Here is a 23102-nt window from a genome sequence, read left to right as displayed (position 1 = left end):
CTCAGGTGTGAAACGGGTGTTCTGATGGGCGTAACTGCTGCGCATGTTCTTGCGCCGACTGCACGAACGTCTGGCCGGCGCTCGGATTCCACTGCACGCCGGACCTCGCCACAACACCTGGCTTGAGTCTCTGGCTGTGGTCATAGTCGCTCCACGGGTGGAAAAAGAGCGGCTCTACGCTATCAATCACCTTCAGCCGCTCCGCATAGCCCGTCAGATAGCCCTGGCGCTCCTGGTCGGACACTCGCGCAGGCATCCAGGCTGCAAATGGGGGAAGAACCGAAAAGCCAGTGTAGGCTAGAGTCCCGTTGTGAATAGGCCAGAGTACATGGTGGAGGTCCCCATCAATACCGTTGGGCTCGTAAAGCGTCGAGGCCGTGCCGGTTGTGATGCACAGCATCGCTCTCTTGCCCTTGAAGTGGCCCGTCTCGTACTTTCGACCGCTCGAATAAGCGAAGCCACGACTGAAGACCCTATCAACCCAGCCCTTGAGGATTGCCGGCATGGAGAACCACCACACGGGGAAGTGGAAGAGGACAATATCAGCGGCCGCAACTTTCGCCTGCTCAGCCTTGACTTCAGCACAGTGTCCATCCGTAGCAAAGGCATGCTCCTGCTCGCCGGACAGATCCAGGTAATCCAGGTTGGCCCGCTCGCCCACAAAGTCGGACGCCCCCAGGGCCGGGTTCCAGCCCATGCGGTACAGGTCGCTCACGACCACTTCATGGCCCAGTTGCGTGAGGGTATTGACCGCTGTATCTTTCAGTGCAGCGCTGAAAGATGCGGGTTCGGGATGTGCAAACACGATGAGGATTTTCATATGCTCGATTCTCCATAGCGAGGCCTGGATACGATAGCTGGCTTCATGGTGTGATTTTGCGGATTTGCGCATAGTCAAGCGACCTTCCCGTGCCACCCAACCTGCCCACACCTTGGGACTTCTGAGCCTGTCCACCACTGCAGACTTCCCTGGGGCTTGGGCCGAGCCACCCCGCAGCTAAACCTGCAGGCCCGAGGGGCTGTCTTTCGCACATAACCATTGCCAGTTCCGGCAAGCTTTCAAACCTGCGGTGCGCTCGATCGAGCGACAGACCCACTTTCCGCTCAGCCGGACGTGCCCTTCACCATCTTGTGCGAAAGGCGGTACTGGGCTGGCGTGATGTGCGTAGCTGCCCGAAACTGCCGCGAGAAAGCACTGTGGTCCGAGTAGCCGCACGCGCTGGAGATGTCCGTGATGGCGTCATTGGTCTCTTCCAGAAGCTGGCATGCCTTGTCGATCCGCTTTTTCATCAAGAGCTGCTTGGGCGTGATGTGAAACACTTCTGTGACCAGTCGGGCCAGTGTATCGATCGATACCGAGGCATGCTCCGCGGCATCGGCTATACGCACCGGCTCGTCAAGCCTTTCGTCGATGAACTCCAGGAACTTGTTCAGCCGGTAGTAGCTGCGATGGCGCTCATTGGGGCGGGGCAGATCGCGCGACAGGCCCGCCAACCCGACGACCCGCAAGGTGCCGTCGAGAAGGGGAAACTTGGAGCTGAGGCACCAGTATCGCTCGCCCTTGTAGGTGCGGTAGAGCCTCAGCAATTCGCGGATCGGGTGCCCGGTCCGGATCACCTCTAGATCCTGGGCAATCGTGCTGGACCCGGACACCGGGAACAGCTGGTCCGCCGTCTTGCCCACCACGTCGGACAGCCCGTCCAGGCCACTGCGCTCAATCAGGGTCTTGTTGGCCCACAGGTACCGCCCCTCGGAATCCTTCATGTAGAAAAGGACATCGGGCAGCCCGTCGAACAGCTCTTCCACCAGTCCGGGGGTCCGGGCTATCCATTCCAGGGTTTGATTCTCGAGTCGCATTCGCCGCAATCCTTCATCGCCAGGCAAGCCTTGCACCAGCCTCAATGATTCTGACGCAAATTGTGGCGATGGCAGCAGTTTCATCCGTAGGCATCCCATCCCAGGCCAGGCTTCCTGTCCCGGGACGGGTACTGGGTTCTACATCAGAGCTGCTGGCCAGATTGCTCCAACAGCCACACCAGGGCCTCGTCAATCGTGGGCTCGACCTGGGATGGAGCCTGGCGCTCCAGTGCCTCTATGGTCTGCGCGAAGCGGCGCTCCACACCCGGCAGCACGACCGAAGCAATACCATGCTTGCCCAGTTCGCTGGCTGCATCGTGGACCTCGTGCGAGCGTCGGCGTGCGTGGATAACGTGGGTGCGCACCAGCATCTCGATGAAGGTGCGCAGCGGCGTTTCGTCGATGTCCCGCAGCTGCGCGTAGAGCTTTTCCCGCACCCCCTGCTTCTCGGCGGCCATCAGCAGTTCCACACTGAGCGCCTCCATGCCCTTGGTGAACACGCTGCGCAGGATCTTCAACGCAATCGCATCTCCCGCGACGCCGCCTTCAATGGCCTTGACCCGCCCATCGGCCTTGGCCATCAGCTGCGCAAATTCCGTTGAGCCCTCACCCGCAGCCAGCAATGGTGTTCTCTCGAGGCTCAAGGAGATAGCCCCCATGATGGCCACGTCCACATAGCGCAAGGAACCGTTCTGTGCACGGCTCGCCGCAGACCGCTTCGTATCCGGGCTGGCCGTGGTCATATCGCAAATCGTGCCCCCCGGACGGCCATGCAGCAGGCACTGCTCCACCACGCCCAGCGCATGAGCACCCGTCACGCACGACAAGACCCAGTCGCAGCCGGCCAGCCAAGCGTCGATCGAGGTATGCACCGGCAATCCCCAATCCAGCGCCAGCCCCACCGCCGCGGGCGCAGGCCGGGCATCGCACAGGCTGAGTTCATACCCTGCGGCGTGCAGGGCCCTGGCGTAGCAGCGCCCCACTTCGCCTAGTCCAATCATTGCAATTTTCATCGTCGTTCTTTCCAAAATATGGGGCAACTCAATCCGCCTTGAGTCCCAGTTCCCTGACCAGGGCACCGAGCGTCCTGGTATCTGCGCGCAGGGTCTCCAGAAGGCGGTCGCTGGAGCCGCCCAGAATCGTCGCCCCATCCGCCTCGAATGCGGCCCTCACTTCGGGGGAGTTCAACGCGGCGTTGATATGCGCGTTCAGCGTCGCGATGATGGTCGTGGGCGTTTTGGCCGGGGCCAGCACCCCATACCAACTTACAGTCTCAAACCCCGGAAAGCCCAGTTCCGCGACCGTAGGTACATCTGGCAGGGCGGGCGACCGCTTTGCGGAGGTGATGGCAAGCCCCTGCACCTTGCCACCCTCGATGTGCGTGCGAAGCGTTGCGCTGGTACCGATCCAGAACGCCAAACGCCCCCCAATGAGGTCGGGCAGCCCCTGGGCGATGCCGCGGTACGGTATGACGTTGAGCTTGACACCGGCCCGGCGCTGCAGCCGCTCGATGGCCAGCCGCGCGTTGGCACTCGGGAAACCAATCGCCAGGCTCTCCGGCGCAGCCTTGGCCGATTCGAGCGCCTTGACCATCGACGCAGAGCCACCCGTGGTGCTCGCGGCAATCACGAAGGGGTAAGAGGCAACCAGGGCAACCGGAGCAAAATCCTTGAAAGTGTCGTACGGAAGCTTGTCCGACATTGCCGGACTGAGCGCAATGTGGTCCGTGAGCGTGAGCGCCAGCGTGTATCCGTCGGCAGGAGACTTGGCCACCGCGTCGAGCGCGATGGTGCCGTTGGCTCCACCCCGGTTTTCGATGACAAAGCTAGCCTGCATCGTCTGCTCGAGCTTCTTGGTCAGGGCGCGGGCCACACGGTCTGCACCTCCTCCCGGAGGAAACGGCACCAGCAAGCGGATGGGCTTCTCGGGATACGCAGGTGCGGCGTGCACCGCCACTGGACAGGCCAGAAAGCCCAGGGCAGCGCAAGCTGACATGGCGGCCAGAGGCAGGAAGGTCTTTCTTCTTTGCATGCCTGGTCCCTCAGTGGGCGCTAGCGCTTTTGACCTTGCGGCGAGCCTCGAAGGCCTCGACTGCGCTGCGGTGCTCTGGCGTCTTGTGCAAGATGCTCTGGTAAGCCCCTGACATGGCCAGCAAGGCCTCCAGGCTTTGCCGGGGCGACTCCTGAAGCAGCTTCTTGGTGAAACGCAAGGCCGGGCCAGAGCGGGCCGCCATGCGTTGCGCCAGCCCCTGCGCCTCGGCGAGCAGGGCATCGGCCTTGACAACACGGCTCACTAATCCTGCCTTAAGCGCCTGTGCGGCAGTCAGTGCGTCGCCGGTGAAGCTCATCTCTGCTGCCATGGAGGCACCGACGATGCGAGGCAGCAGCCACGCCCCCCCATCACCCGGCACGATGCCGAAGTGGATGAAGCTTTCGGCAAAGCTTGCCGTGTCCGCCGCGATGCGGATGTCGCACATGCATGCCAGGTCGCAGCCGGCTCCAAGCGCCGGGCCGTTGACCGCAGCGATGGTCGGCACCTGGAATCTGGCGATGATCTGCGGCAGGCGCTGAATGCCCTCTGCGTAGTCCGCGATGATCTCCTCGCAGGGCATGCCAGGTTGCATGCACCGGTGCATGGTGCTGATGTTCCCGCCGGAGGAGAAGACCGAGCCAGCGCCCGTGATGACCACGACCTTGTCGGCGGGGTTGGCGTTGACCTCGGCGCACAGGGCATCGAATTCGTCAACGGCGGTGTTTTCGGTAATCGCGTTGCGTGTGGCAGGTTCCGACATGGTGGCAAGCACCACCCCACCCGTGCGCTCAATGCTCAAGAAGGACATGTCTGGCCTCCCTTCAAAGCTTCGCTGAGTCCAGCCGAGGCTGATCGTTCAGCAGGCGCCGCTGGATCTTTCCGACACCGGGATCCCGCGGCAGCTGCGCAATGCGGATGAGTTGGCCCGGGTGCATGTACTTGGGCAGATCGACAAGTGCCGTCCGCACCTCTAGTGGATCAGCCTCCACACTGGTGGTGTACAGCACCACGTCGTGCCCGCGCGACGGTGACTCCACGCGCCACAGCGCAAATTCGCCCAGGGTCTTCGCGTTTTTAAGGCGGCTCTCCACAAAATCAATCGGCACATACTCTCCATTGACGCGGATCGACTCGCTGATGCGCTCGACAAAGATCAGCCGCCCGTACTCATCCAACCGGCCTCGGTCACCTGTATGGAACCACCCTTCAGCGTCGGTTTGCGACTCGATCCGACCTTCCTTTGCGTATCCAGCGAAGAGCGACTGCGGGTGCTTTCCGCGCACCCAGATCTCCCCATCTGGGGCAATCCTGTGCTCGAAGTCATGGCGTGCACGGCCAGCCAGGTGGGTCGCGCCTTCGACCGGAATGTCCTCATCGTCGGGCCTGAGCAGACAGGCGTGGCAGAGTCCCCCGGCTTCGGTGGAGCCGTAGCCTCCCACCCCGATCGGAACCTTGAACTGCCGCAGGAATGCGGGGTCGCAGAGGAAGCCGATCCGTACCTGGTGGCCTGCGGCATCCTCGGTGGTGGTCTTGGCCTTGAGCAGATTCGCCGGGGGGGCGTGCAGCACCAACGCCGTGACGCCATGCGCCTTGGTATCGCGCCAAAAATCGGCTGCCGAAAACTTTTCGGTGGACAGCAGGGCCGCGTGGGCCGTCAGCGCACCGATCACTCCGTAGCCCATGGGATTGATATGGAACAGCGGCAGCGGCGCACAGACGGTGTCCTGAGGCGACAGCGCCAGCGTGTCGGCGAAGTAGCGGCCCAGTCGCAGGAAGTAGCCATGGCTCAAGGCACAGAACTTGGGTCTGCCCGTCGTGCCCGAGGTGTGGATATAGGCAGATATCTCATCGGCGCCGCAGTCAAACCCGGTGCCGGATGCGGCACCGCTTCGGCCATCGGTGCGCAGCACCTTGATCTCGCTGTCCCACGCCATCTGCATGTCAACCTGGGTTTCGTCACGGGCAGCAAGCGCGCCCGGATCGCGGCCCACCCACAGGATGCCGCGGGGCGCGAGGTCGTCCAGCATGGCGTCCAGCAGTTCATCGGGGTAGGCGGGGTTGATCAGCGCGGCCTGCAGGCCTGCGAACTGTGTCGCCATCCAAGTGACTAAGTAGGCCCCGCTGTTGTGGCCAACCACAGCCACCACGTCTCCGCGCACCAAGCCAGCATCCGACAAACGCTCCGCTACCGTACGAGCGCGCTCGGCGACCCTGGCGAGACGGTCTTGCTGCAGGAAAGTGCCAAAGGCAGTGTTTGGAACGGCCGCAGCGGCCGAGGCGATCAGTTGAGCAATGTTGTGAATCATTTCAGTCCCTTTAGTTGGTCGTCTTTCAGGATCTGCTGCGCGATGTAATTGCGCAGGATCTCGATGGAGCCACCCGCGATGCGCAGCGTCTTCACTTCGTAGAGCAGTTGCCCCCACGGCTTGTCGCGGTACAGGCCATAGCCACCGGTCAATGCGAAGCTGTCATTGGTGGTCTTCTCGGCAGCCTCTACGGCGAGCTTCTTGGCCAGGCTCGTGGCCAGGGAAAAGTCCTTGCCCTGCTTGACTAGGTTGGCCGCATGATCGCGCGCCAACGAAGCGCCATACAGCGCGCTGTAGCAGTCGGCAAGCGTCCACTGGATCCCCTGGAAGTCCGTGACCTTGTTCTCACCCACGTCGCGGTGCCTGGCGTAATCCGCGGCTTCAGCAAGCGCTCGGGTCGCAAAGCCGATCAGCTCGGAGGCGTTCCCCAGGCGACTCACGTTGAAGGTCGAGAGAAACGTCTTCATGCCCTCTCCGGGCGCCCCGAGCAATGCGGCATCGGGCACCCGCACCTCCTCAAAGACCATGTCGGCCGTTGGCAGGAAGCGGTAGCCCAACGGATCACTGTGGCGACGCGTAACGCCCGGAAGATCCGTATCCACCAGAAAGGAGGTGAGCCCCTGTTCCGTCATGGCATAGACCAGAGTCACATGGCTCTCCGCACCCAGGTTGATATGAATCTTCTTGCCAGTGATGACCCAATCGCCGCCGTGGCGTACAGCCTTGGTACTGAGTTTCTTGAGCGAAGAGCCTGCCCCTGGCTCAGAAATGGACTCGGAGAACACCAGCGTTCCGGCCACCATCCCGGGCAGGTACTTCTTCTTTTGCTCGGCGGTGCCCCAATCGTTCATCCATCGCATGCCCTGGATCTGCACCTGGCTGGACACCAGGCCGTAGCGGCACATCGCTTCTGTGGTGAAACAGTACTCCGGCGCATCGCCACCATAGCCGCCCCACTCCTTAGGGGTAATCACGCCGAGCAGGCCACGGGCCCCCATGCGGCGGTAGGTTTCGGCCGGAAAGCGACCGATGCGCTCACATTCGTCGAGCTCCTCACGGCACTCGACAACCAGTCCCTTCACGGTCTCGATGGCTTTTTCAGCCCACTGGGGGTCGTTGAGTTGAAGTTGGATGTTCATCGCTGGTCTCCTAGATTCAGCCGGGTGGCAGTGCGGGGAAATCGAACAACCGCGCGGGGTTGTCCACCAAGATCTGTTGCAGCGTCTGTGCATCCAGGTCGAACCATTCGCCGAGAACGTTCAGCAGATCTCCAGCGTCGGGCATGGTTGAAAAGGCCACATGCGGCCAGTCGCTGCCCCACACCATGTGGCCTGGCGCCTCTTGCACCAGCATCCGTCCGCGCTCTGCCAATCGCGGATCGGCTGCGCGATCAGCCAGTCGATAGACGCCCGAGAGCTTGACCCAGGTTTCGCGCTCTGCCACCAGGGCGCGAAGTGCCTGCATCTGCGGCGCATCGGGGGGGACATCGGCGCCGAGGCTGGCCATGTGGTCGATGACCAGCCGACATGGCAGGCCGGCAAGCGCCATGCGCAGTTCCGGCAGCAGGTTCCCATTCACCAGGATCTCGGCGTGCCAGCCCAGCGCCGCCAGCCGCGAAGCCAGTTCCGTCATGGCCTTGAGGCCTCCGCCGCCGCCCAGCATGACGTTGAAGCGGACGCCCCGAACTCCCTGGTCGTGCAGCGCCAGAAAGCCTGCGTCAGAGATGGAGGGATCGACCACAGCGACGCCACGAAGCCGCTCGGGCGCCTGCGCAATGGCACCAACGACGGCGCTGTTGTCTGTGCCGAAAATGCTGGGCTGCACCACAACGCCACGGTCCAGGCCCAGGGCATCGAGCATGCGCAGGTGAACGGCTGCGGGCGCGGGTGCGGGCGTGTAGGTGGCATCCGGGATGAGGGTCCAGCCAGACTCTGGAATCACATGGGTGTGCGTATCACAAGCCCCGCGCGGCAAGGGAAATCGGGGCCTCTGGTACTGTGCCGGCGGGGGGAGGCTGTGGGCTGAATTGAGCATCGGTGTCTCCAGGTGGTCTCGTTAGTGAGCGAGAAAGTTCATGTGGCCTTGAGCCGTTGCGGGCGGGGGTCTCAAAGCCCTTGCCCGATAGATCAATAGACCGCGTCTTCGACAATCAACCGGCCGGTCTCCAGCCGCTTTGGCGAAAGGGGCGACAGGTCCAGGGTCTGGAACGATCCCTGGGTCAGCAGCTCCGCCACCCCACGTCCGACACCGGCGCTGTGCATCAGCCCATGCCCGCTGAACCCAGTGGCCAGGATGAAGTTGTCCGGCCCGATCTGTCCGACCAATCCGTTGTGGTCTACGGTGTTGAACTCGTAGTAGCCTGCCCAGGTGCGCTCTACCCGCAGCGCTTCAAACGCGGGGATTCGCTCTGCCAGGGTCGGCCAGATCCGCTCCTCGAACAGCGAAAAGTCGGGATCGAGAGGCAGGTCGTCATGGTCATCCGCGGCGTCAGGCACCACAGAGCAAAGAAAGTGGTGCTGCTCGGGCCGCACAAAGATGCCGGAGGTGTCGATCAGGATCGGAAAGTCGGCAATCGCCACAGGGCAGGACACCACGAAGATCGTGCGTCGCCGCGCACGCACGGGGATCTCCACGCCCACGGTGCGGGCCACGGCGGCAGACCACGGCCCGCCGGCATTCACGAACTGGTCGCCTTCGATGCGGCTGCCGTCTTCCAGCACCGCTGCGACGATCTTCGAGCCGCGGGTCTCCAATCCCACAGCGTGACCCTTCACGTACTGCACGCCCCGGGAGCGCGCGCGGCTGCGGTAGAGCTGCTGCAGCATGTAGCCGTCGAACCAGCCCTCCCCCGCAGTCCCCATGGCCGCATAGGCAATATCGTCGCAATGCATCCACGGATAGCGAGCTGCCAGCTCCGGAGGGCTGAACTCCGCCAACGGGACATTGAGTGCCCGGTTGAGGTCTGCGCGCTCGCGCAGCGACGGGGCCTGGTCTTCGCGGCCGAGAAACAGGTAGCCGCGGCTGTTCAGCCCCACGGCGCCTCCTGCCACCCCTGCCTCGTCGGCACAGGAGTGCATGAACTCCCAGCCGAACTGGGACAGCTGCACGCTGACTGGGGTGGAAAACTGCTGACGGATGGAACTAGCCGACAGGCTGGAAGAGGCCATCTGGTAGCTGGGGTCGCGCTCGATGACGGTGATGCTGTCACCAGCGGCAGCCATGTTGGAAAGAAAGCATGCAGTGGCCGAACCGATGCCACCGCCGCCAATGATGATCGTGTGCTGGCTCATGGTTGTACCGATCAGCGAAGGGCCTGGACAGCGCGCGCAATGCGCTGTGCCGCCTCATCGAGCTTGGGGATGCCTACGGCATAGGAGACGCGGAAATAGGACGAATGCAGGAATCCGGTACCGGACACCGTCGCAACCTGAGCCTCATCCAGGAGGTAGCGGACTAAGTCCCGATCCGTCGAGATCAAGCCGCCCCCTGGCGTGCGCTTGCCTATCAGTGAATGGCAGGACACATAGGCATAGAAGGCCCCGTCAGGCAAATCCACTTCAAGGCCAGGAACCGCACGCAGTGCCTCAACGATGAAATTGCGACGCTCCTCAAACGCCGCCCGGAAAACCTTGACACACGCCTGGTCGCCTATCAGGGCTTCCACCGCGGCAAACTGCGCAATCGCATTGGCGTTATTCGTGCTCTGGCCCTGCACCAGGTTCATAGCCTTGATCAACTCGCCCGGCCCTACCGCATAGCCGATCCGCCAGCCCGTCATGCAGTAGATCTTGGAGACACCATTGATCACCAGCGTGCGCGGCTGGAGCTCGGGCAATACCTGAAGGATGTTGTGGAATGGATCGCTGCCGTACACCAGCTTCTCATAGATGTCATCTGTCAGGACCCAAACCTGCGGGTGCCTTCTGAGCACGTCCCCGAGAGCAGCCAGTTCGGCGCCCGAATACACGGCTCCGGTGGGGTTAGAAGGCGAGTTGAGCATCAGCCACTTCGTGCGCGGCGTGATGCAGGCCTCAAGTTGCGTTGGGGTGATCTTGAAACCTGCTTCGCGCGGGCACTCCACCACAATGGGCGTACCTCCTGCCAACTTCACGATCTCGGGGTACGACACCCAGCAAGGGGCTGGCACCACGACCTCGTCGCCGGGATTGAGCGTGGCGAAGAACGCATTGAATATCGCCTGCTTGGCACCGGCGGTGATGCTTACATCCTCCGGGCGATACTGCAATCCATGGTCGGCATGCATCTTTGCGGCCACGGCATGCCGAAGGGGCGCCACCCCCGCTGCCTCCGTGTAACGGGTTTTCCCGTCGCGCATGGCGCGCAGCGCCGCTTGCTGGATGTGCTCGGGCGTGTCGAAGTCGGGCTCGCCCTGGGACAGCGAGATCACATCGAGTCCCTTGAGGCGAAGGGCGGCGGCCCTTGCCGCCATCTCCATAGTTTCTGCGGGAGCAATGTCACCGAGTCGGCTGGCAATGAAGCTCATGATGGGCGTTTCGTTGTTGCGATGGATGCTCATCAACGTCAGAGGCGCTCGGCCACGGACTTCATCTGCAGGAACTGCAGCAGGTAATCCGGGCCGCCGGTCTTCGTGTCCGTTCCGGTCAGGTTGAAACCGCCGAAGGGCTGCACACCTGCCATGGCGCCTGTGCACTTGCGGTTGAAGTACAGATTGCCCACGTGGAAGTCACGCCGCGCGATCTCGATGCGGGCACGGTCCAGGGAGTACAAAGCACCGGTCAGGCCGTAGACCGTGTTGTTGACCACCGCCATTCCCTCGGCAAAGTCCTTGACGCGGATGGCGGCGACCACCGGACCGAAGACCTCTTCCTGCGCCAGTCGGGCATCAGGGGCGACGTCGCCAAAGACCGTGGGCTGAATGAAGAAGCCGTCACCATCGATGCGCTGTCCACCGACCAGCAGCTTGCCTTCGCCGCGGCCGATCTCCAGGTACTCACGCACCTTGGCGTCCTGCGCCGCATTGCAGACGGGACCGAGATCCGGATTCTGCTCGGCAGGGGCCACGCGCAGCTTCTTAACACGTTCCACCACACGCTCCAGCAGGGCATCGTAGACACTGTCCACGACGATCAAACGAGAACAGGCAGAACATTTCTGTCCCTGGTAGCCATAGGCGCTTTGGATGACCCCGAGCGCAGCTGCGTCAAGATCCGCCGTCTCGTCCACGAGGATGGCATCCTTGCCACCAAGCTCTAGGAAGACGCGCTTGAACCAGCGCTGGCCCTCTACCACCTTCGCGGCAGCTTCATTGATGCGTTTGCCCGTAGCCAGGCTGCCGGTGAAGTTGATGAAGCGGGTGCGTGGGTGCTCGACAAGGTAGGAGCCGACCTCAGCGCCCACACCAGGCAAGTAGTTCACGACTCCAGGCGGCAGACCGGCCTCCTCGAAGATGTCGAAAACCTTGGACAGCGACACCACTGTGTCTTCCGCAGGCTTGCAGACCACAGTATTGCCGACCACGATGGCACCGACTGTCATACCGGTCATCAGCGCCATAGGGAAGTTCCACGGAGCAATTGTGAGCCCCGCGCCCAGCGGAATATAGAAGCTCTTGTTTTCTTCTCCTGGGTAGGCGTTCAGGAAGCCCAGGCCGTCAACATGGCGCAAGGCCTGGCGCGCGTAGTACTCGGTGAAGTCGATCATTTCCGCAACTTCGGCGCTGGCCTCCACGAAGTTCTTGCCGATCTCATAGACGAGCCAGGCTTCGAGCTCGCGCTTGCGGCGGCGCATGATCGCGGCCGCCTTCAGCATGACGCGAGAGCGATCCTCCTGCGCCCAGAGCTTCCAGGAGTCAAAGGCCTTCCAAGCTGCATCCAGTGCGGCGTCCGCATGCTCCCTGGTACCCCGCGCGGATTTGCCAACGACTTCAGTAGGTGCCGATGGATTCGTGGACGTGAGCACTGCATCGGTCATCACCTTCTTGCCGTTGATGACCATCGGATAGGTCTGCCCAAACTGCGCCCGGACACTGCGCAGCGCATTGCCCATTTCTTCGAGCGCGCCAGGGGTGGTGAAGGTGTCGTAAGGCTCGCTGGCATAGGGAAGAACATGCATTGATTGACTCCAGACTTGAGGGTTCGTACAGGTTCCGGATGGTCCTGCGTGATCGCATCCGGGATGTACGAAGTGTCCTCAACGCAGCGCCTTTCGTCGCGCATCTTTGGAGGTGAAAACATGCGGATTTCTGCATACCTTTCAAATTCTGAATATGTGCAAATGTCCGCACCAATAATTCATACGACAAAGGCCCACACCGTTGATCCACGTTAGCAACTGCTTTGTGAAAATTGCCGTGATCAGCACATGGCCTCAAAAGCCGGAAGGAACCTCACAGGGCGCCATATCCCCACAATGGCGAGAATTGTCTCGATTCGCACGGTAATGGTGCGCCTCCCGATGGTGGACGCTTCAGTTGGGTGCATTCGTTATTCAATGCAGGCATCGACTAGGGAAAACATCCATATGATTGTGCGAATATCCGCATTGCATTGCCTGAAAAGTGGCAAGACATATCCGCCAATGAAACCCAGAATTTGACCTAGTGAAAACGGCCCCTGACCGGGTTGTCCGGCACCGTTCCACTGAGTCCAATCCGCCGTCGAAACGGTACAACCACCGGAGTCGTTCATGCACCATCCCCAGCGCGTTCCAGCCTGTCTTCTGGCCTTGGTCACCATGTTTGTGTCGTTCGGCGCCAGCGCCGACATTTCCATAGGAGTCGCGGGTCCCATGTCTGGCCAGTACGCCTCGGGCGGCGAGCAGATGCGCAACGGCGTGGAGGCGGCAGTCGCCGCGATCAATGCCTCCGGAGGCGTCCTGGGCCAGAAGCTCAAGGTCGAGGTCGGCGATGATGTCTGCGACCCCAAGCAAGCGGTGGCCGTGGCCAACGCCATGGTGAACAAGAAGGTTTCAGCCATCGTGGGCCACTACTGCTCCAGCTCCACCATCCCAGCCTCAGAGGTCTACAACGAGGCCGAGACCCCCATGATCACCATCTCGACCAATGGAAAGGTGACGGACCGGGGCCTCAAGAACATCTTCCGTCTCACCGGCCGGGATGACCAAGAGGGCGTCGTCGCAGCGGAGTACCTGGTCAAGAAGTTCCCGGGCAAGAAAGTTGCGGTCATCGACGACAAGAGCGCGTTTGGCAAGGGCCAGGCCGACATCGTCGCGAAGTACCTGACCGACCGCAAGGCTGCGCCCTTGCTGCGCGAATCCATCACCGCCGGCGAAAAGGACTACACGGCGTTGGTGACAAAGCTCAAGACTGCGGGCATTGATGTGGTGTTCTACGGTGGCTACTACACCGAACTGGGCCTGATCCTTCGCCAGTCCTCCCAAGGCGGCTTGAAGCTCGTCGTCATGAGCGGCAACACCTCTACCAGCGCCGAGCTGGCCACGGCGGCTGGCTCCGCCATCGAAGGGCTGTTGTTCACGTTCTACCCCGATCCACGCAAGAACCCGTCCTCCGCAGAAATCGTTAAACGCTTTCGTGACAACAAGATCGAACCAGACGGCTATGTTCTGTTCTGCTACGCCGCGGTCCAGGTCTATGCACAGGCCTTGCAGAAGGCGGGAAGCACCAAGTACGCAGATGTGCAAAAGGCCTTGGCCGGCGGCAGCTTCACCACGGTGCTGGGCAAGGTGGAGTTCGACGCCAAGGGGGATCCCAAGAATCCAGGCTTCGTGGTGTACCAGTGGAAGGGGAACCAGTACGACCTGGCCTATTGAGCCTTGCACCGGGACAGCCGCCGCGATGTCCCGGACTTTGCCGCTCCTCCACTTTTAGCGTACCGGGTCTACTATGTCGCAATTCACTCAACAAGCGATAAACGGGCTGACGCTCGGGTCGCTGTACGGGCTTATCGCCATCGGATACACGATGGTGTACGGCATCCTCGGGATGATCAATTTCGCGCATGGAGAAATCTACATGCTCGGAGCGTTCATCTCTCTGACGGCATTCACCCTACTAGCCTCCGCCGGCATTACTTCCTTGCCGCTGGCCCTGCTTTTGGTGCTGCTGGTGTCGGTCGTTTTCTCGGCCGGCTATGGCTGGGCCGTTGAACGTGTTGCCTACCGCCCTCTGCGTGGCTCCACCAAACTGGCCCCGCTGATTTCGGCCATTGGTGCCTCGATCTTCCTGCAGAACAGCGTGCAGTTGCTGCAAGGCTCCCGCATCAAAAGCATGCCCCCCATGCTGGAAGGTGGGATTCAACTCTTCGGTTCCGGCATGAGCTCCGTACGCGTCTCCTACGTGCAGATGCTGATCATTGGTGTGACGGCCGTTCTCATGCTGGGCTTCACCTGGATGATCACCCGAACCTCGTTTGGCCGGCGCCAGCGCGCCTGCGAGCAGGACCAGGGGATGACACGCATGCTGGGCATCAACGTGGACCGCACCATCTCGATGACTTTCATGATCGGTGCGGCCCTGGCCGGCGTTGCCGGGCTGATGGTCACGCTTTACTACGGCGTGATCGATTTCTATATCGGTTTCCTGGCAGGGGTCAAGGCATTCACGGCGGCCGTTCTCGGGGGCATAGGCTCACTGCCTGGCGCCATGCTGGGAGGCCTTCTGATCGGGCTGATCGAAGCGTTCTACGCGAGCTACTTTTCTGCGGAATACAAGGATGTGGCCGTGTTCGGCATCCTCATCCTGGTCCTGGTCTTTCGACCCTCGGGCTTGCTGGGCCGTCCTGAAGTGGAGAAGGTGTGATGACCATTTCCGGATCCAACCATAGAGGTGATGCTTTGGACAAACGGTTCATGGACGCGGGCCTGGCCTCGCTTGCGATATTTCTGCTGGGCGTTCCATTCATCGGGCTGACCACCGTGGACATCGGGGGAAAGCTGGCAGTGCAGACGCGATGGAGCTGGCTCGTGGGCGCAGCGGCGATTGTCTTTCTGGGACGCCTGGCCGTGCGGTGGCTTCTGGAGCGCCAACGCGTCAGAGGGCGAGGTGCTGTCGTGCGCAATCCGCTGGGTGCCCTGGCGACCAACGGCACCGCAAAGCTCGCGGGCGCTGCAGCCATTGGCTTTGCGGTGGTGCTGCCATTTGTCTTCCACGACAACCGGTATGTGGTGGACACGGCAACCACGGTGCTGATCTACGTAATGCTGGGATGGGGTCTCAACGCGGTGGTGGGGCTGGCCGGACTGCTGGACCTGGGCTATGTCGCCTTCTATGCGGTCGGCGCGTACACCTACGCCCTGCTTGCAACCCACTTCGGCTTCTCGTTCTGGATCTGCCTGCCGATCGCCGGCGTATTCGCAGCTATCTTCGGAATCCTGCTCGGGTATCCCACGCTCCGGTTGCGCGGTGACTACCTGGCCATCGTGACCCTGGGTTTTGGCGAGATCATCCGCCTAGTGCTGGTGAACTGGACCGCACTGACCCATGGCCCCGATGGCATCGGCTCCATTCCCAGGCCTTCGCTCTTCGGCCTGCCTTTCTCGGCATCGAGCGATTCACCGACTGTAGCCAGCGTACTGGGCCTTGCGTATGCCCCCTGGCACAGGACCGTGTTTCTGTACCTGGTGATCCTCGGGCTGGCCTTGCTGACCAACCTCCTGGTCTTGCGCCTGCGCCGCCTGCCTATCGGACGCGCCTGGGAAGCCATGCGGGAAGACGAGATCGCCTGCAGGGCCTTGGGTATCAACGTCACCAACGTCAAGCTGTCCGCGTTCTCCCTGGGCGCCATGCTGGGCGGCTTCGCAGGCGTCTTCTTTGCGGCTCGACAAGGCTTTGTATCGCCGGAGAGCTTCACGTTCAGCGAAAGCGCCGTCATCCTGGCCATCGTCGTTCTGGGTGGCAGCGGGAGCCAGTTTGGCGTTGTGCTCGCTGCCTGCGTGCTGGTTCTGCTGCCCGAGCTCGGAAGGAATTTCAGCGAATACCGGATGCTGTTGTTCGGGGCCGCCATGGTGGCCATCATGGTGTGGCGTCCAGGCGGGCTCCTTGCACAGCGGCGCCCGACCTTGCACTCGGCGGCGACCAGCAAGACGCTGGGGCGGCCCCTTTTGGGAGAGACAGCATGAAACCCGCAACTCCCGCGCTTCTGGAGGTCAGCCACCTCACCATGCGCTTCGGTGGCGTGACCGCCATCGACGACCTGTCAATGTCGGTCAACGACCAGGAAATCACTTCCATCATCGGGCCCAACGGTGCAGGCAAGACCACGCTGTTCAACTGCCTGACCGGCTTCTATCAACCGAGTGCCGGAACCATCACGATGCAGCACCCAGAGCATGGCGCCATGCGGCTGGAAGAGCTGCCCAGCCACGCGCTGGCGCGTTCTGCGCAGATTCTGCGCACCTTCCAGAACATTCGCCTGTTCCCGAAGATGACCGTGCTGGAGAACCTGATGGTCGCACAGCACAACAGCTTGCAGCATGCCAGCTGCTTCTCCCTGGCCGGGCTGCTGGGACTCGCACCGTACAGAGAAGCGGAGGAACACGCGCTGTCCATAGCACTTGCGTTGCTCAAGCGCTTTGATCTCAGCGCCCAGGCCGATCAACCGGCAGGCGCGCTGGCATACGGAGTTCAGCGTCGGGTGGAGATTGCGCGTGCCATGGCCGCACGGCCCCGCATCCTCTGCCTTGACGAGCCGGCCGCAGGGCTCAACCCCCGCGAGTCAGCCGCATTGAACGATCTGCTGCGCAGCCTGATTGACGAGGAAGGCATCGCGGTTCTCCTCGTCGAACACGATATGAGCGTGGTGATGAAGGTGTCGCAGCGCGTGGTGGTGCTGAACTACGGACGCAAGATCGCCGAGGGTGCGCCGCAGGAGGTGCAGAACGATCCCCATGTCATCGCGGCCTACCTGGGTGTCCCGGATGAGGACGAGAAAGCCGACAGTTGGACCACGCCGATGAAGGAGACCACCGCATGATTCTCGAATTCAAAGAGGTACACGCCCACTATGGCCCGGTGCATGCGCTGCGTGGCATTAACCTCAGAGTGCGCGAGGGTGAGATCGTCACGCTCATTGGCGCCAACGGCGCGGGCAAATCGACGCTGATGACGAGCATATTCGGTGCTCCACGCATCTCGTCGGGTCAGATCCTCCTGCGCGGCCAGGACATCGCCCAGGTAGCGTCGCACAAGGTGTCCCAACTCGGCATCGCACTGTCACCGGAAGGCAGGCGAATTTTCCCGCGGATGACCGTGATGGAGAACCTCCGGCTTGGCGCCACCTTCGTCGATCCGAGCCACTGGAGCCCGGATATCGAACGCGTCTTTGCACTCTTTCCCATTCTGAAACAGCGAGTGGAGCAGCGGGCCGGAACGCTGTCAGGCGGAGAGCAGCAGATGCTCGCCATCGGGCGTGCCCTGGTCAGCCGGCCACGGCTTCTGTTACTGGACGAACCATCGTTGGGCCTGGCCCCGATCTACATCCGCAAGATCTTCCAGATTGTCCATGAGATCAACAAGTCCGATGGCGTCAGCGTGCTTCTCGTCGAGCAGAACGCCCACCACGCCCTGCGCCTGGCCCACCACGCCTACGTGCTGCAGCATGGAGAGATTGTGCTGACAGGCACGGGCAATGAGCTGCTGAACAGCCCGAACGTCAAGGCGGCTTACTTAGCGGATGTGCACGAGGAGCCAATATAAATCCGCTGGGGATGCGGATGAAAACTTGGCCTCCAAATATCTTGCTGAAAACGCAGAACAATGACTCATCAAACAGCCAGCGAATCGGCGGCAATCTCGTGCTGCATGACATCCACCCAACGTGCGTTGACAAGTTGCGCCATCCGCTCAGGCAAGACCCTGACACCTGCATTGTTTGCGCCAGCAGCGGGAAGTACTTCGCTGAAGCTTCGCAGGGAGACATCGCAATAAATATCGAGCTGACTGGCAAGCCCAAAGGGCCCAACGCCGCCAACTGGATGACCAGTTGTCTTCTCAACTTCACTCGCCACGAGGAAGCGGGCCTTGGCCCCGAACTGGTCTTTGTACTTTCTGTTGTCAAGTCGAGCATCGCCTCGGGCGACGAGCAAGATGACTTGCTCGCCTACGCTCAGAGACAGCGTCTTGGCAATCTGTCCTGGGTTGACACCGAACGCCGCGGCCGCCATTGCAACCGTCGCGCCACTCTCGCACACCTCAATGATAGAAAGATCCGGGGCCTTTTCGGCGAGAAACTGTTTGACAGACTGGAGGCTCATGATGAAAGTTGCGAACGAAAACCGTGAACGGCCGGTGAACAGCCGCACATGGAGCGAGTGCTTCGCTCCATGTGTGGCACGCTGCGTTCCCAGTGTTGCTCGTCGCAGGCCTTCCGTACATTGGCTGAAACGCCATATTCATGGCCGTTTTCGACATTCGCAGTGCTACGCTGGCTGAAGTCGGGCGAGCAGAGGGGAACATAGGTCTACTTCTAGGAATAGATATTCCCTGGCCGTTATCGAGCAGGCATGTATGCGGGCACTACCAAGCGTGCTGTTCGTCGTTTGGAAACGAGCCATCCTTGACCGCCGCGACATAGGCTGCAAAGGCGGCATCCACGGTCGACGCTTCGCGCATGAAGTTTCGCACGAACTTTGCCATATGCCCCAAATTGAGTCCTAGCATGTCATGCATCACCAGGACCTGTCCAGCCGTGCCACTACCAGCCCCAATGCCGATCGTGGCGCAAGACTTCATGTCACTGGTGATATGGGCCGCAAGCTGGCAGGGGACCATCTCAAGCACCCTCATGGAGGCACCAGCAGCCTCAAGTGCTGACGCGTCGCGCCGGATCTTGTCGCCGGCCTCTTCTTGACGCCCCTGCACGCGATATCCGCCCAACGCCGACACCGTTTGCGGCGTCAATCCCAGGTGTGCACAAACAGGAACTCCGCGCTCGACCAGAAAGGCCACCACGTCAACGGTCCACCCGCCCCCTTCGAGCTTGACCATATGGGCGCCCGCTTGCATCAAAAGTGCCGCCGACGCCATGGCCTGCTCACGCGACTGCTGATAGCTTCCGAAAGGAAGATCAGCAACGATTAGGCAGCTGCCTTGCGAGCGCTCCAGCCCCCGGGATACGCATTGGGTGTGATACCGCATATCTTCGAGCGACACGCCCACCGTGGTAGTCCGGCCTTGGCAAACCATTCCCAATGAGTCGCCGACCAGAAGGCAGTCGACGCCCGCGGCATCTGCGACTGCCGCGAATGTGGCGTCATAGGCCGTAAGCACCGCAATCTTCTCCCCGCTGGCTCGCATTTCGGCAATCCGCGAAGTGGTGACCTTCTTGAGTCTCCGATCTTTGCTGCGTTCGCTTCCTCCATATGGCGCCGTCGCATCGATGGCGACGCAGGCTTGTGCGGCATGGTTGTCTCTCGACGAATTGTTAGTCACTGAAGATGGCTCGAAACAAGAAATGAAAGAGAACTGAAGTCAGTCTGTCCCCATGATCTCTACCAGAGCTTCACTCCTCGATTGCGCCACCAATCGAGCGCAGATGTTGTCGGAACGTCATGCTCTCGTCAGCGTTCCTGGCCGCCAGAAACTCATCGAAGCGAGCCTGCTTCCTGAAATTCGTACCAAGTTGCATCCGTGCCGCCTGACTGCGCTCGGTGTCGCGAATCGCGGCTGCAAGCTCCGCCACCCCTTGGGCTTGGCTCAAGGGCATGAAGATCACCCCATCGTCATCGGCCAAGACGAAGTCGTCAGAGGTGACCTCATGCTCTCCACACCTGGCGGAAGTGAGCGCTGCAGCCTCCTGCGTCTCCAAACGCTGCGGCCCTGCCGGCAACGTGCCAAGGCTGAAGATCGGTAGCCTGATGGTCCGCAACTCAGATGAATCGCGATGCAATCCCCAGATGACGATGCCGCGGAGGCCAGCCAGGGCCGTCTCCAGAGTTACGAGATCGCCAACACAGGCCTCATCCAGCCGCCCGCCGTTGTCGACCACCAGAACATCTCCTGGAGCCGCACGGTCGATCGCTTCGAGAAAAACGTCGACACTGCCATAGTGCCGAGCAGGACATGCTCGACCGACGATGTGAGATTCGCTCCACAAGGAACGCATTCCAGCGGGAGCACACCGAACCGCGATGCCCATACGCATGCATGCATCCGCGACGTGCGGCGTCGTGAGATCAAGATAAGTACGTTGAAGCTGCAAAGAGTCCATGTCATTTCTCCTCAGACGAACCAGGTTGAGCGAGGCTGCGAAGGTCCCGAAGCAGATAGTTGTTTCGGTTCGTCATCGCAAGCGAGTACCGCCAACCGCGGCCGATCCGGGTTGGACGTAGGGCAGCCAATGGCTCCGTTGGCGAATCAAAGATCGTCAATGCTGCATCACCTTTCCACACAGGGCTGGCCTGTACGTTTTCAGCCTGGAGCCGCACAAGTTCGTAGACAGCCGGCTGATCGTGCTGCCCCTCGAACATCGATGGAAAGTGTCGAAGGGCAACGATTGGCCGGCTCCCAAACGTGACCGCCGAGTTGTCCGCAGGGCCAGAGAGCTTCACATGACCTTCCGCCAGACGCCTATCCTTGACTGCAACCGTACCTGCAAAGGTCGCACCAGGCTCGAGCTTCGGAGAAGCAATAGAAGATACGCCCATTGAACGCGTGATCCACACCGAGCCGATCTTCTTGGGATAGCCTAGAGCCCAGCCGCGCGCGAGCGACGTATCCTGGTCAACCACGATGTAAGGGCAATACTGCATGAGCTTGCCCTCATGCTGGACGCTTACGAGCACGATGCACTCACGGTACTGGGCCCGAATAGGGTCCAGCAGTTCGCCCCCAGTGTCAGTACAAGCTTGCCAATCGACAAAAGACACCGTCATCAGCCCGCGTTCGTCAGGGTGGAGACTCAGACCAGGCGGCAGCAGCGCCTCAACGGCGGAGGGATCCGCCCAGCACTCGATCGTTATGAAGTCGGCCGCGTAATGCCACGGTGGATTGGGGGCAATACTGGCTCGTCCGTCATGGGAAAAAGGCCCCATGAAGCCTTGAGCGGCGGTGAAATGGGTCATATAGAACTCCTGTTTTAAAGAATGAGCGAATATCCCGGCGTTTTCGCAGAGTACGGGGACGGGCTGAATTGGTTGCGTGGGGGCATGCCGTCAGTCCCCCATGACCACGCCCTCGCGGCGCGGATCGGCTCCGCCGAAATAACCGCCTGGCACCCGTTGGATCGCCTGCAGACCGCTTGTCATGTTCATCTCGCGGACCTCGTGACCCCGAGCCTTGAGTGCCTCGATGGTGGCTACCGGGAAGCGCTTTTCTTCGAGCAGCGTTGGACCGTTGGCTGAGCCGAAGTTGGGCAGGTTGATAGCTTGCTGCGCGCTCAGGCCCCAGTGCAGAGTGCCCCACAAGGTCTTTGCCGTGTAGTGAATGATCAACGCGCCGCCGGGGCTGCCGCCGCTCATGACCAATTGGCCGGTGGCTTTGTCGAATACCAGTGTGGGTGACATGGACGAGCGCGGGCGCTTGCCCGGTTGCACGCGGTTAGCGATAGCGTTGCCCAGGGCGTCACGCGGGGCGAAGCTGAAGTCGGTCAATTCGTTGTTGAGCAGGAAGCCCTTGACCATCTGCCGCGCGCCGAAGACGTCCTCGATGGTGGTGGTCATGGCCACAGCACGTCCCTGGGCATCGACGATGCTGATGTGGCTCGTGCCGTACTCTGGCTGATCGGGCATGGGGGCGAAGCTAGTCTGCGTGCCTCCAGGGTGGCCGGACCGGGCAACGCTCATAGACTGGTTGCCAATGAGCCGTGCGCGATGGGCCAGGTAGTCTGGCGACAGCAGGCTCATCCACGAGCCAGCAGGCGGAGCCACGAAATCGGGATCGGCCACGTACAGTGCGCGGTCGGCGAACGCCAGCCTGGCGGCTTCGGTATAGAAGTGAAGCCAATCGGCGGTGGGCAGGCCGTCTTGCCCCAGGGGAAGCACGGCACCCGCCGTGTTCTGCAGGACGCCCAACATCTGGCCGATGGCGATGGCGCCTGAACTGGGCGGTGGGAATCCGCAAAGCCGGTACACCTTCTGCGGCAGCACGGCGTGGTCGTGGCACAGCGGTTCGCGCTTGCGCGACTGGTAGCCGGATAGATCGGCCAGGGTCATCCGGCCGGGGTTGGACGGATGGGAACGTACCTTGTCCACGATAGCCTGGGCCACAGGGCCTTCGAGCAGCGCCTTGGCCCCCCCTACCGCGATGCTCCGAAGCACCTGGGCCAGCTCTGGGTTCTTCAGCACATGCCCCACGGGCCAGGGCTGGCCGCTGGCGTCGTAGAAGTAGGCGGCTGCAACTGGGTCTTTCTTGAGGTGCTGGTCAGCCGCCAGCAGCGTGTTCAGCCGGGCGCTGACCTTGAAGCCTTGGTCGGCCAAAGTGATGGCCGGCTGGAAAAGGCTAGCCCAGGGCAGCTTGCCGTGCTGCTGGTGGGCCATTTCCAGCATGCGCACGGTGCCAGGCACACCCACCGAGCGCCCCCCCACGACGCCGTCAATGAAAGCCATGGGCTTTCCGTCAGGTTTGAGGAATAGGTTCTCATCGGCAGCAGCAGGGGCGGTCTCACGGCCGTCGTAGGCCTCGACCGACTTGCCATCGAAATGCATGAGAAACGCGCCGCCGCCAATGCCGCTGGACTGTGGTTCCACCAGCGTGAGAACCATTTGCACGGCGATGGCCGCGTCCACGGCGCTGCCACCGGCCTTGAGGACCTGGAAACCAGCGTCGGTGGCCAGTGGGTTAGCCGCCGCGACGGCAAACTTTTCTGTTTGCCAGCCGGGTTTTTCGGTGTAACCGGACGAGCCCTCTGGCTGCGTGGGCACGCTGTAGTTCAGCGAGGTTACTGTGGTGCTGCAGCCGGCCAGCAAAACGGTTGCGAGCAAAGCGCTCAGTTTTATCTGGGATATCCGCATAGT

General features: G+C 61.6%; 21 protein-coding genes. 5 read left to right on the top strand and 16 right to left on the bottom strand.

Features of this window, described 5'->3' with window-relative positions:
• Position 1: 1 nt before the first annotated feature.
• The 11 genes from AC07PT_RS27855 to pruA all read right to left on the bottom strand — a co-directional run bounded on the left by AC07PT_RS27855 (position 2) and on the right by pruA (position 12287).
• Positions 2–820, bottom strand: coding sequence for an NAD(P)H-dependent oxidoreductase (locus tag AC07PT_RS27855; protein ID WP_492349390.1), 819 nt, complete (start codon positions 818–820; stop codon positions 2–4).
• A gap of 284 nt (positions 821–1104) precedes the next feature.
• The gene (locus tag AC07PT_RS27850) at positions 1105–1857 is read right to left on the bottom strand and encodes a helix-turn-helix domain-containing protein (RefSeq protein ID WP_492349389.1); all 753 of its coding nucleotides are present in this window, start codon (positions 1855–1857) and stop codon (positions 1105–1107) included.
• Between the two features lie 143 nt (positions 1858–2000).
• Positions 2001–2870: an NAD(P)-dependent oxidoreductase gene (locus tag AC07PT_RS27845; protein WP_492349388.1), complete on the bottom strand. Its 870-nt coding sequence runs from the start codon at positions 2868–2870 to the stop codon at positions 2001–2003.
• 28 nt (positions 2871–2898) lie between these two features.
• Positions 2899–3888: a Bug family tripartite tricarboxylate transporter substrate binding protein gene (locus tag AC07PT_RS27840; protein ID WP_492349387.1), complete on the bottom strand. Its 990-nt coding sequence runs from the start codon at positions 3886–3888 to the stop codon at positions 2899–2901.
• Positions 3889–3898: 10 nt separating this feature from the next.
• Positions 3899–4696: an enoyl-CoA hydratase-related protein gene (locus tag AC07PT_RS27835; RefSeq protein ID WP_492349386.1), complete on the bottom strand. Its 798-nt coding sequence runs from the start codon at positions 4694–4696 to the stop codon at positions 3899–3901.
• A gap of 13 nt (positions 4697–4709) precedes the next feature.
• A complete protein-coding gene (locus tag AC07PT_RS27830; protein WP_492349385.1) occupies positions 4710–6194 on the bottom strand; it encodes a class I adenylate-forming enzyme family protein in 1485 nt (494 codons plus the stop codon).
• Positions 6191–7333, bottom strand: coding sequence for an acyl-CoA dehydrogenase family protein (locus AC07PT_RS27825; RefSeq protein WP_494658846.1), 1143 nt, complete (start codon positions 7331–7333; stop codon positions 6191–6193). Before AC07PT_RS27825 ends, AC07PT_RS27830 begins: the two co-directional genes overlap by 4 nt.
• Before the next feature lie 16 nt (positions 7334–7349).
• Positions 7350–8228, bottom strand: coding sequence for an amidohydrolase family protein (locus AC07PT_RS27820; RefSeq protein WP_494658845.1), 879 nt, complete (start codon positions 8226–8228; stop codon positions 7350–7352).
• A 92-nt stretch (positions 8229–8320) separates the two neighbouring features.
• Positions 8321–9484: an NAD(P)/FAD-dependent oxidoreductase gene (locus AC07PT_RS27815; protein WP_492349382.1), complete on the bottom strand. Its 1164-nt coding sequence runs from the start codon at positions 9482–9484 to the stop codon at positions 8321–8323.
• Between the two features lie 11 nt (positions 9485–9495).
• Entirely contained in the window at positions 9496–10698 is a 1203-nt protein-coding gene (locus AC07PT_RS27810; RefSeq protein WP_492349381.1) for a pyridoxal phosphate-dependent aminotransferase, read from the bottom strand.
• 38 nt (positions 10699–10736) lie between these two features.
• Positions 10737–12287, bottom strand: coding sequence for an L-glutamate gamma-semialdehyde dehydrogenase (gene pruA / locus AC07PT_RS27805; RefSeq protein ID WP_494658844.1), 1551 nt, complete (start codon positions 12285–12287; stop codon positions 10737–10739).
• A gap of 573 nt (positions 12288–12860) precedes the next feature.
• Here pruA and AC07PT_RS27800 point away from each other — a divergent pair.
• The 5 genes from AC07PT_RS27800 to AC07PT_RS27780 all read left to right on the top strand — a co-directional run bounded on the left by AC07PT_RS27800 (position 12861) and on the right by AC07PT_RS27780 (position 17847).
• A complete protein-coding gene (locus AC07PT_RS27800) occupies positions 12861–13964 on the top strand; it encodes a branched-chain amino acid ABC transporter substrate-binding protein (protein WP_492349379.1) in 1104 nt (367 codons plus the stop codon).
• A gap of 73 nt (positions 13965–14037) precedes the next feature.
• On the top strand, positions 14038–14952 hold the full coding sequence (locus AC07PT_RS27795) for a branched-chain amino acid ABC transporter permease (protein WP_492349378.1): 915 nt from the start codon (positions 14038–14040) through the stop codon (positions 14950–14952).
• Positions 14952–16271, top strand: a complete 1320-nt coding sequence (livM, locus tag AC07PT_RS27790) for a high-affinity branched-chain amino acid ABC transporter permease LivM (RefSeq protein ID WP_492349377.1) — start codon at positions 14952–14954, stop codon at positions 16269–16271. The genes AC07PT_RS27795 and livM overlap by 1 nt, the downstream gene beginning before the upstream one ends.
• A complete protein-coding gene (locus AC07PT_RS27785; RefSeq protein WP_492349376.1) occupies positions 16268–17125 on the top strand; it encodes an ABC transporter ATP-binding protein in 858 nt (285 codons plus the stop codon). The genes livM and AC07PT_RS27785 overlap by 4 nt, the downstream gene beginning before the upstream one ends.
• On the top strand, positions 17125–17847 hold the full coding sequence (locus tag AC07PT_RS27780) for an ABC transporter ATP-binding protein (RefSeq protein WP_492349454.1): 723 nt from the start codon (positions 17125–17127) through the stop codon (positions 17845–17847). The genes AC07PT_RS27785 and AC07PT_RS27780 overlap by 1 nt, the downstream gene beginning before the upstream one ends.
• Positions 17848–17915: 68 nt before the next feature.
• Here AC07PT_RS27780 and AC07PT_RS27775 read toward each other — a convergent pair whose 3' ends face one another.
• The 5 genes from AC07PT_RS27775 to AC07PT_RS27755 all read right to left on the bottom strand — a co-directional run bounded on the left by AC07PT_RS27775 (position 17916) and on the right by AC07PT_RS27755 (position 23099).
• On the bottom strand, positions 17916–18404 hold the full coding sequence (locus tag AC07PT_RS27775) for a YbaK/EbsC family protein (RefSeq protein WP_492349375.1): 489 nt from the start codon (positions 18402–18404) through the stop codon (positions 17916–17918).
• A 262-nt stretch (positions 18405–18666) separates the two neighbouring features.
• Entirely contained in the window at positions 18667–19530 is an 864-nt protein-coding gene (panB, locus tag AC07PT_RS27770; protein WP_492349453.1) for a 3-methyl-2-oxobutanoate hydroxymethyltransferase, read from the bottom strand.
• 121 nt (positions 19531–19651) lie between these two features.
• Complete coding sequence (locus AC07PT_RS27765; RefSeq protein ID WP_492349374.1) at positions 19652–20359, bottom strand: RraA family protein; 708 nt, start codon at positions 20357–20359, stop codon at positions 19652–19654.
• A gap of 1 nt (position 20360) precedes the next feature.
• Entirely contained in the window at positions 20361–21212 is an 852-nt protein-coding gene (locus AC07PT_RS27760) for an acetoacetate decarboxylase family protein (protein WP_492349373.1), read from the bottom strand.
• A 90-nt stretch (positions 21213–21302) separates the two neighbouring features.
• The gene (locus AC07PT_RS27755) at positions 21303–23099 is read right to left on the bottom strand and encodes a gamma-glutamyltransferase family protein (RefSeq protein WP_494658843.1); all 1797 of its coding nucleotides are present in this window, start codon (positions 23097–23099) and stop codon (positions 21303–21305) included.
• Positions 23100–23102 lie beyond the last annotated feature (3 nt).

This window comes from Curvibacter sp. GW821-FHT09D12 (genome assembly GCF_059416245.1).
The sequence above is the reverse complement of the archived record's forward strand: the minus strand, read 5'-3'. Positions and strand labels throughout refer to the sequence as shown.

What these genes read in the sequence shown, in the direction of transcription:
- AC07PT_RS27855 (WP_492349390.1), bottom strand. Translation starts at nt 820, where the DNA reads ATGAAAATCCTCATCGTGTTTGCACATCCCGAACCCGCATCTTTCAGC.
- AC07PT_RS27850 (WP_492349389.1), bottom strand. Translation starts at nt 1,857, where the DNA reads ATGCGACTCGAGAATCAAACCCTGGAATGGATAGCCCGGACCCCCGGA.
- AC07PT_RS27845 (WP_492349388.1), bottom strand. Translation starts at nt 2,870, where the DNA reads ATGAAAATTGCAATGATTGGACTAGGCGAAGTGGGGCGCTGCTACGCC.
- AC07PT_RS27840 (WP_492349387.1), bottom strand. Translation starts at nt 3,888, where the DNA reads ATGCAAAGAAGAAAGACCTTCCTGCCTCTGGCCGCCATGTCAGCTTGC.
- AC07PT_RS27835 (WP_492349386.1), bottom strand. Translation starts at nt 4,696, where the DNA reads ATGTCCTTCTTGAGCATTGAGCGCACGGGTGGGGTGGTGCTTGCCACC.
- AC07PT_RS27830 (WP_492349385.1), bottom strand. Translation starts at nt 6,194, where the DNA reads ATGATTCACAACATTGCTCAACTGATCGCCTCGGCCGCTGCGGCCGTT.
- AC07PT_RS27825 (WP_494658846.1), bottom strand. Translation starts at nt 7,333, where the DNA reads ATGAACATCCAACTTCAACTCAACGACCCCCAGTGGGCTGAAAAAGCC.
- AC07PT_RS27820 (WP_494658845.1), bottom strand. Translation starts at nt 8,228, where the DNA reads ATGCTCAATTCAGCCCACAGCCTCCCCCCGCCGGCACAGTACCAGAGG.
- AC07PT_RS27815 (WP_492349382.1), bottom strand. Translation starts at nt 9,484, where the DNA reads ATGAGCCAGCACACGATCATCATTGGCGGCGGTGGCATCGGTTCGGCC.
- AC07PT_RS27810 (WP_492349381.1), bottom strand. Translation starts at nt 10,698, where the DNA reads ATGAGCTTCATTGCCAGCCGACTCGGTGACATTGCTCCCGCAGAAACT.
- pruA (WP_494658844.1), bottom strand. Translation starts at nt 12,287, where the DNA reads ATGCATGTTCTTCCCTATGCCAGCGAGCCTTACGACACCTTCACCACC.
- AC07PT_RS27800 (WP_492349379.1), top strand. Translation starts at nt 12,861, where the DNA reads ATGCACCATCCCCAGCGCGTTCCAGCCTGTCTTCTGGCCTTGGTCACC.
- AC07PT_RS27795 (WP_492349378.1), top strand. Translation starts at nt 14,038, where the DNA reads ATGTCGCAATTCACTCAACAAGCGATAAACGGGCTGACGCTCGGGTCG.
- livM (WP_492349377.1), top strand. Translation starts at nt 14,952, where the DNA reads ATGACCATTTCCGGATCCAACCATAGAGGTGATGCTTTGGACAAACGG.
- AC07PT_RS27785 (WP_492349376.1), top strand. Translation starts at nt 16,268, where the DNA reads ATGAAACCCGCAACTCCCGCGCTTCTGGAGGTCAGCCACCTCACCATG.
- AC07PT_RS27775 (WP_492349375.1), bottom strand. Translation starts at nt 18,404, where the DNA reads ATGAGCCTCCAGTCTGTCAAACAGTTTCTCGCCGAAAAGGCCCCGGAT.
- AC07PT_RS27765 (WP_492349374.1), bottom strand. Translation starts at nt 20,359, where the DNA reads ATGGACTCTTTGCAGCTTCAACGTACTTATCTTGATCTCACGACGCCG.
- AC07PT_RS27760 (WP_492349373.1), bottom strand. Translation starts at nt 21,212, where the DNA reads ATGACCCATTTCACCGCCGCTCAAGGCTTCATGGGGCCTTTTTCCCAT.
- AC07PT_RS27755 (WP_494658843.1), bottom strand. Translation starts at nt 23,099, where the DNA reads ATGCGGATATCCCAGATAAAACTGAGCGCTTTGCTCGCAACCGTTTTG.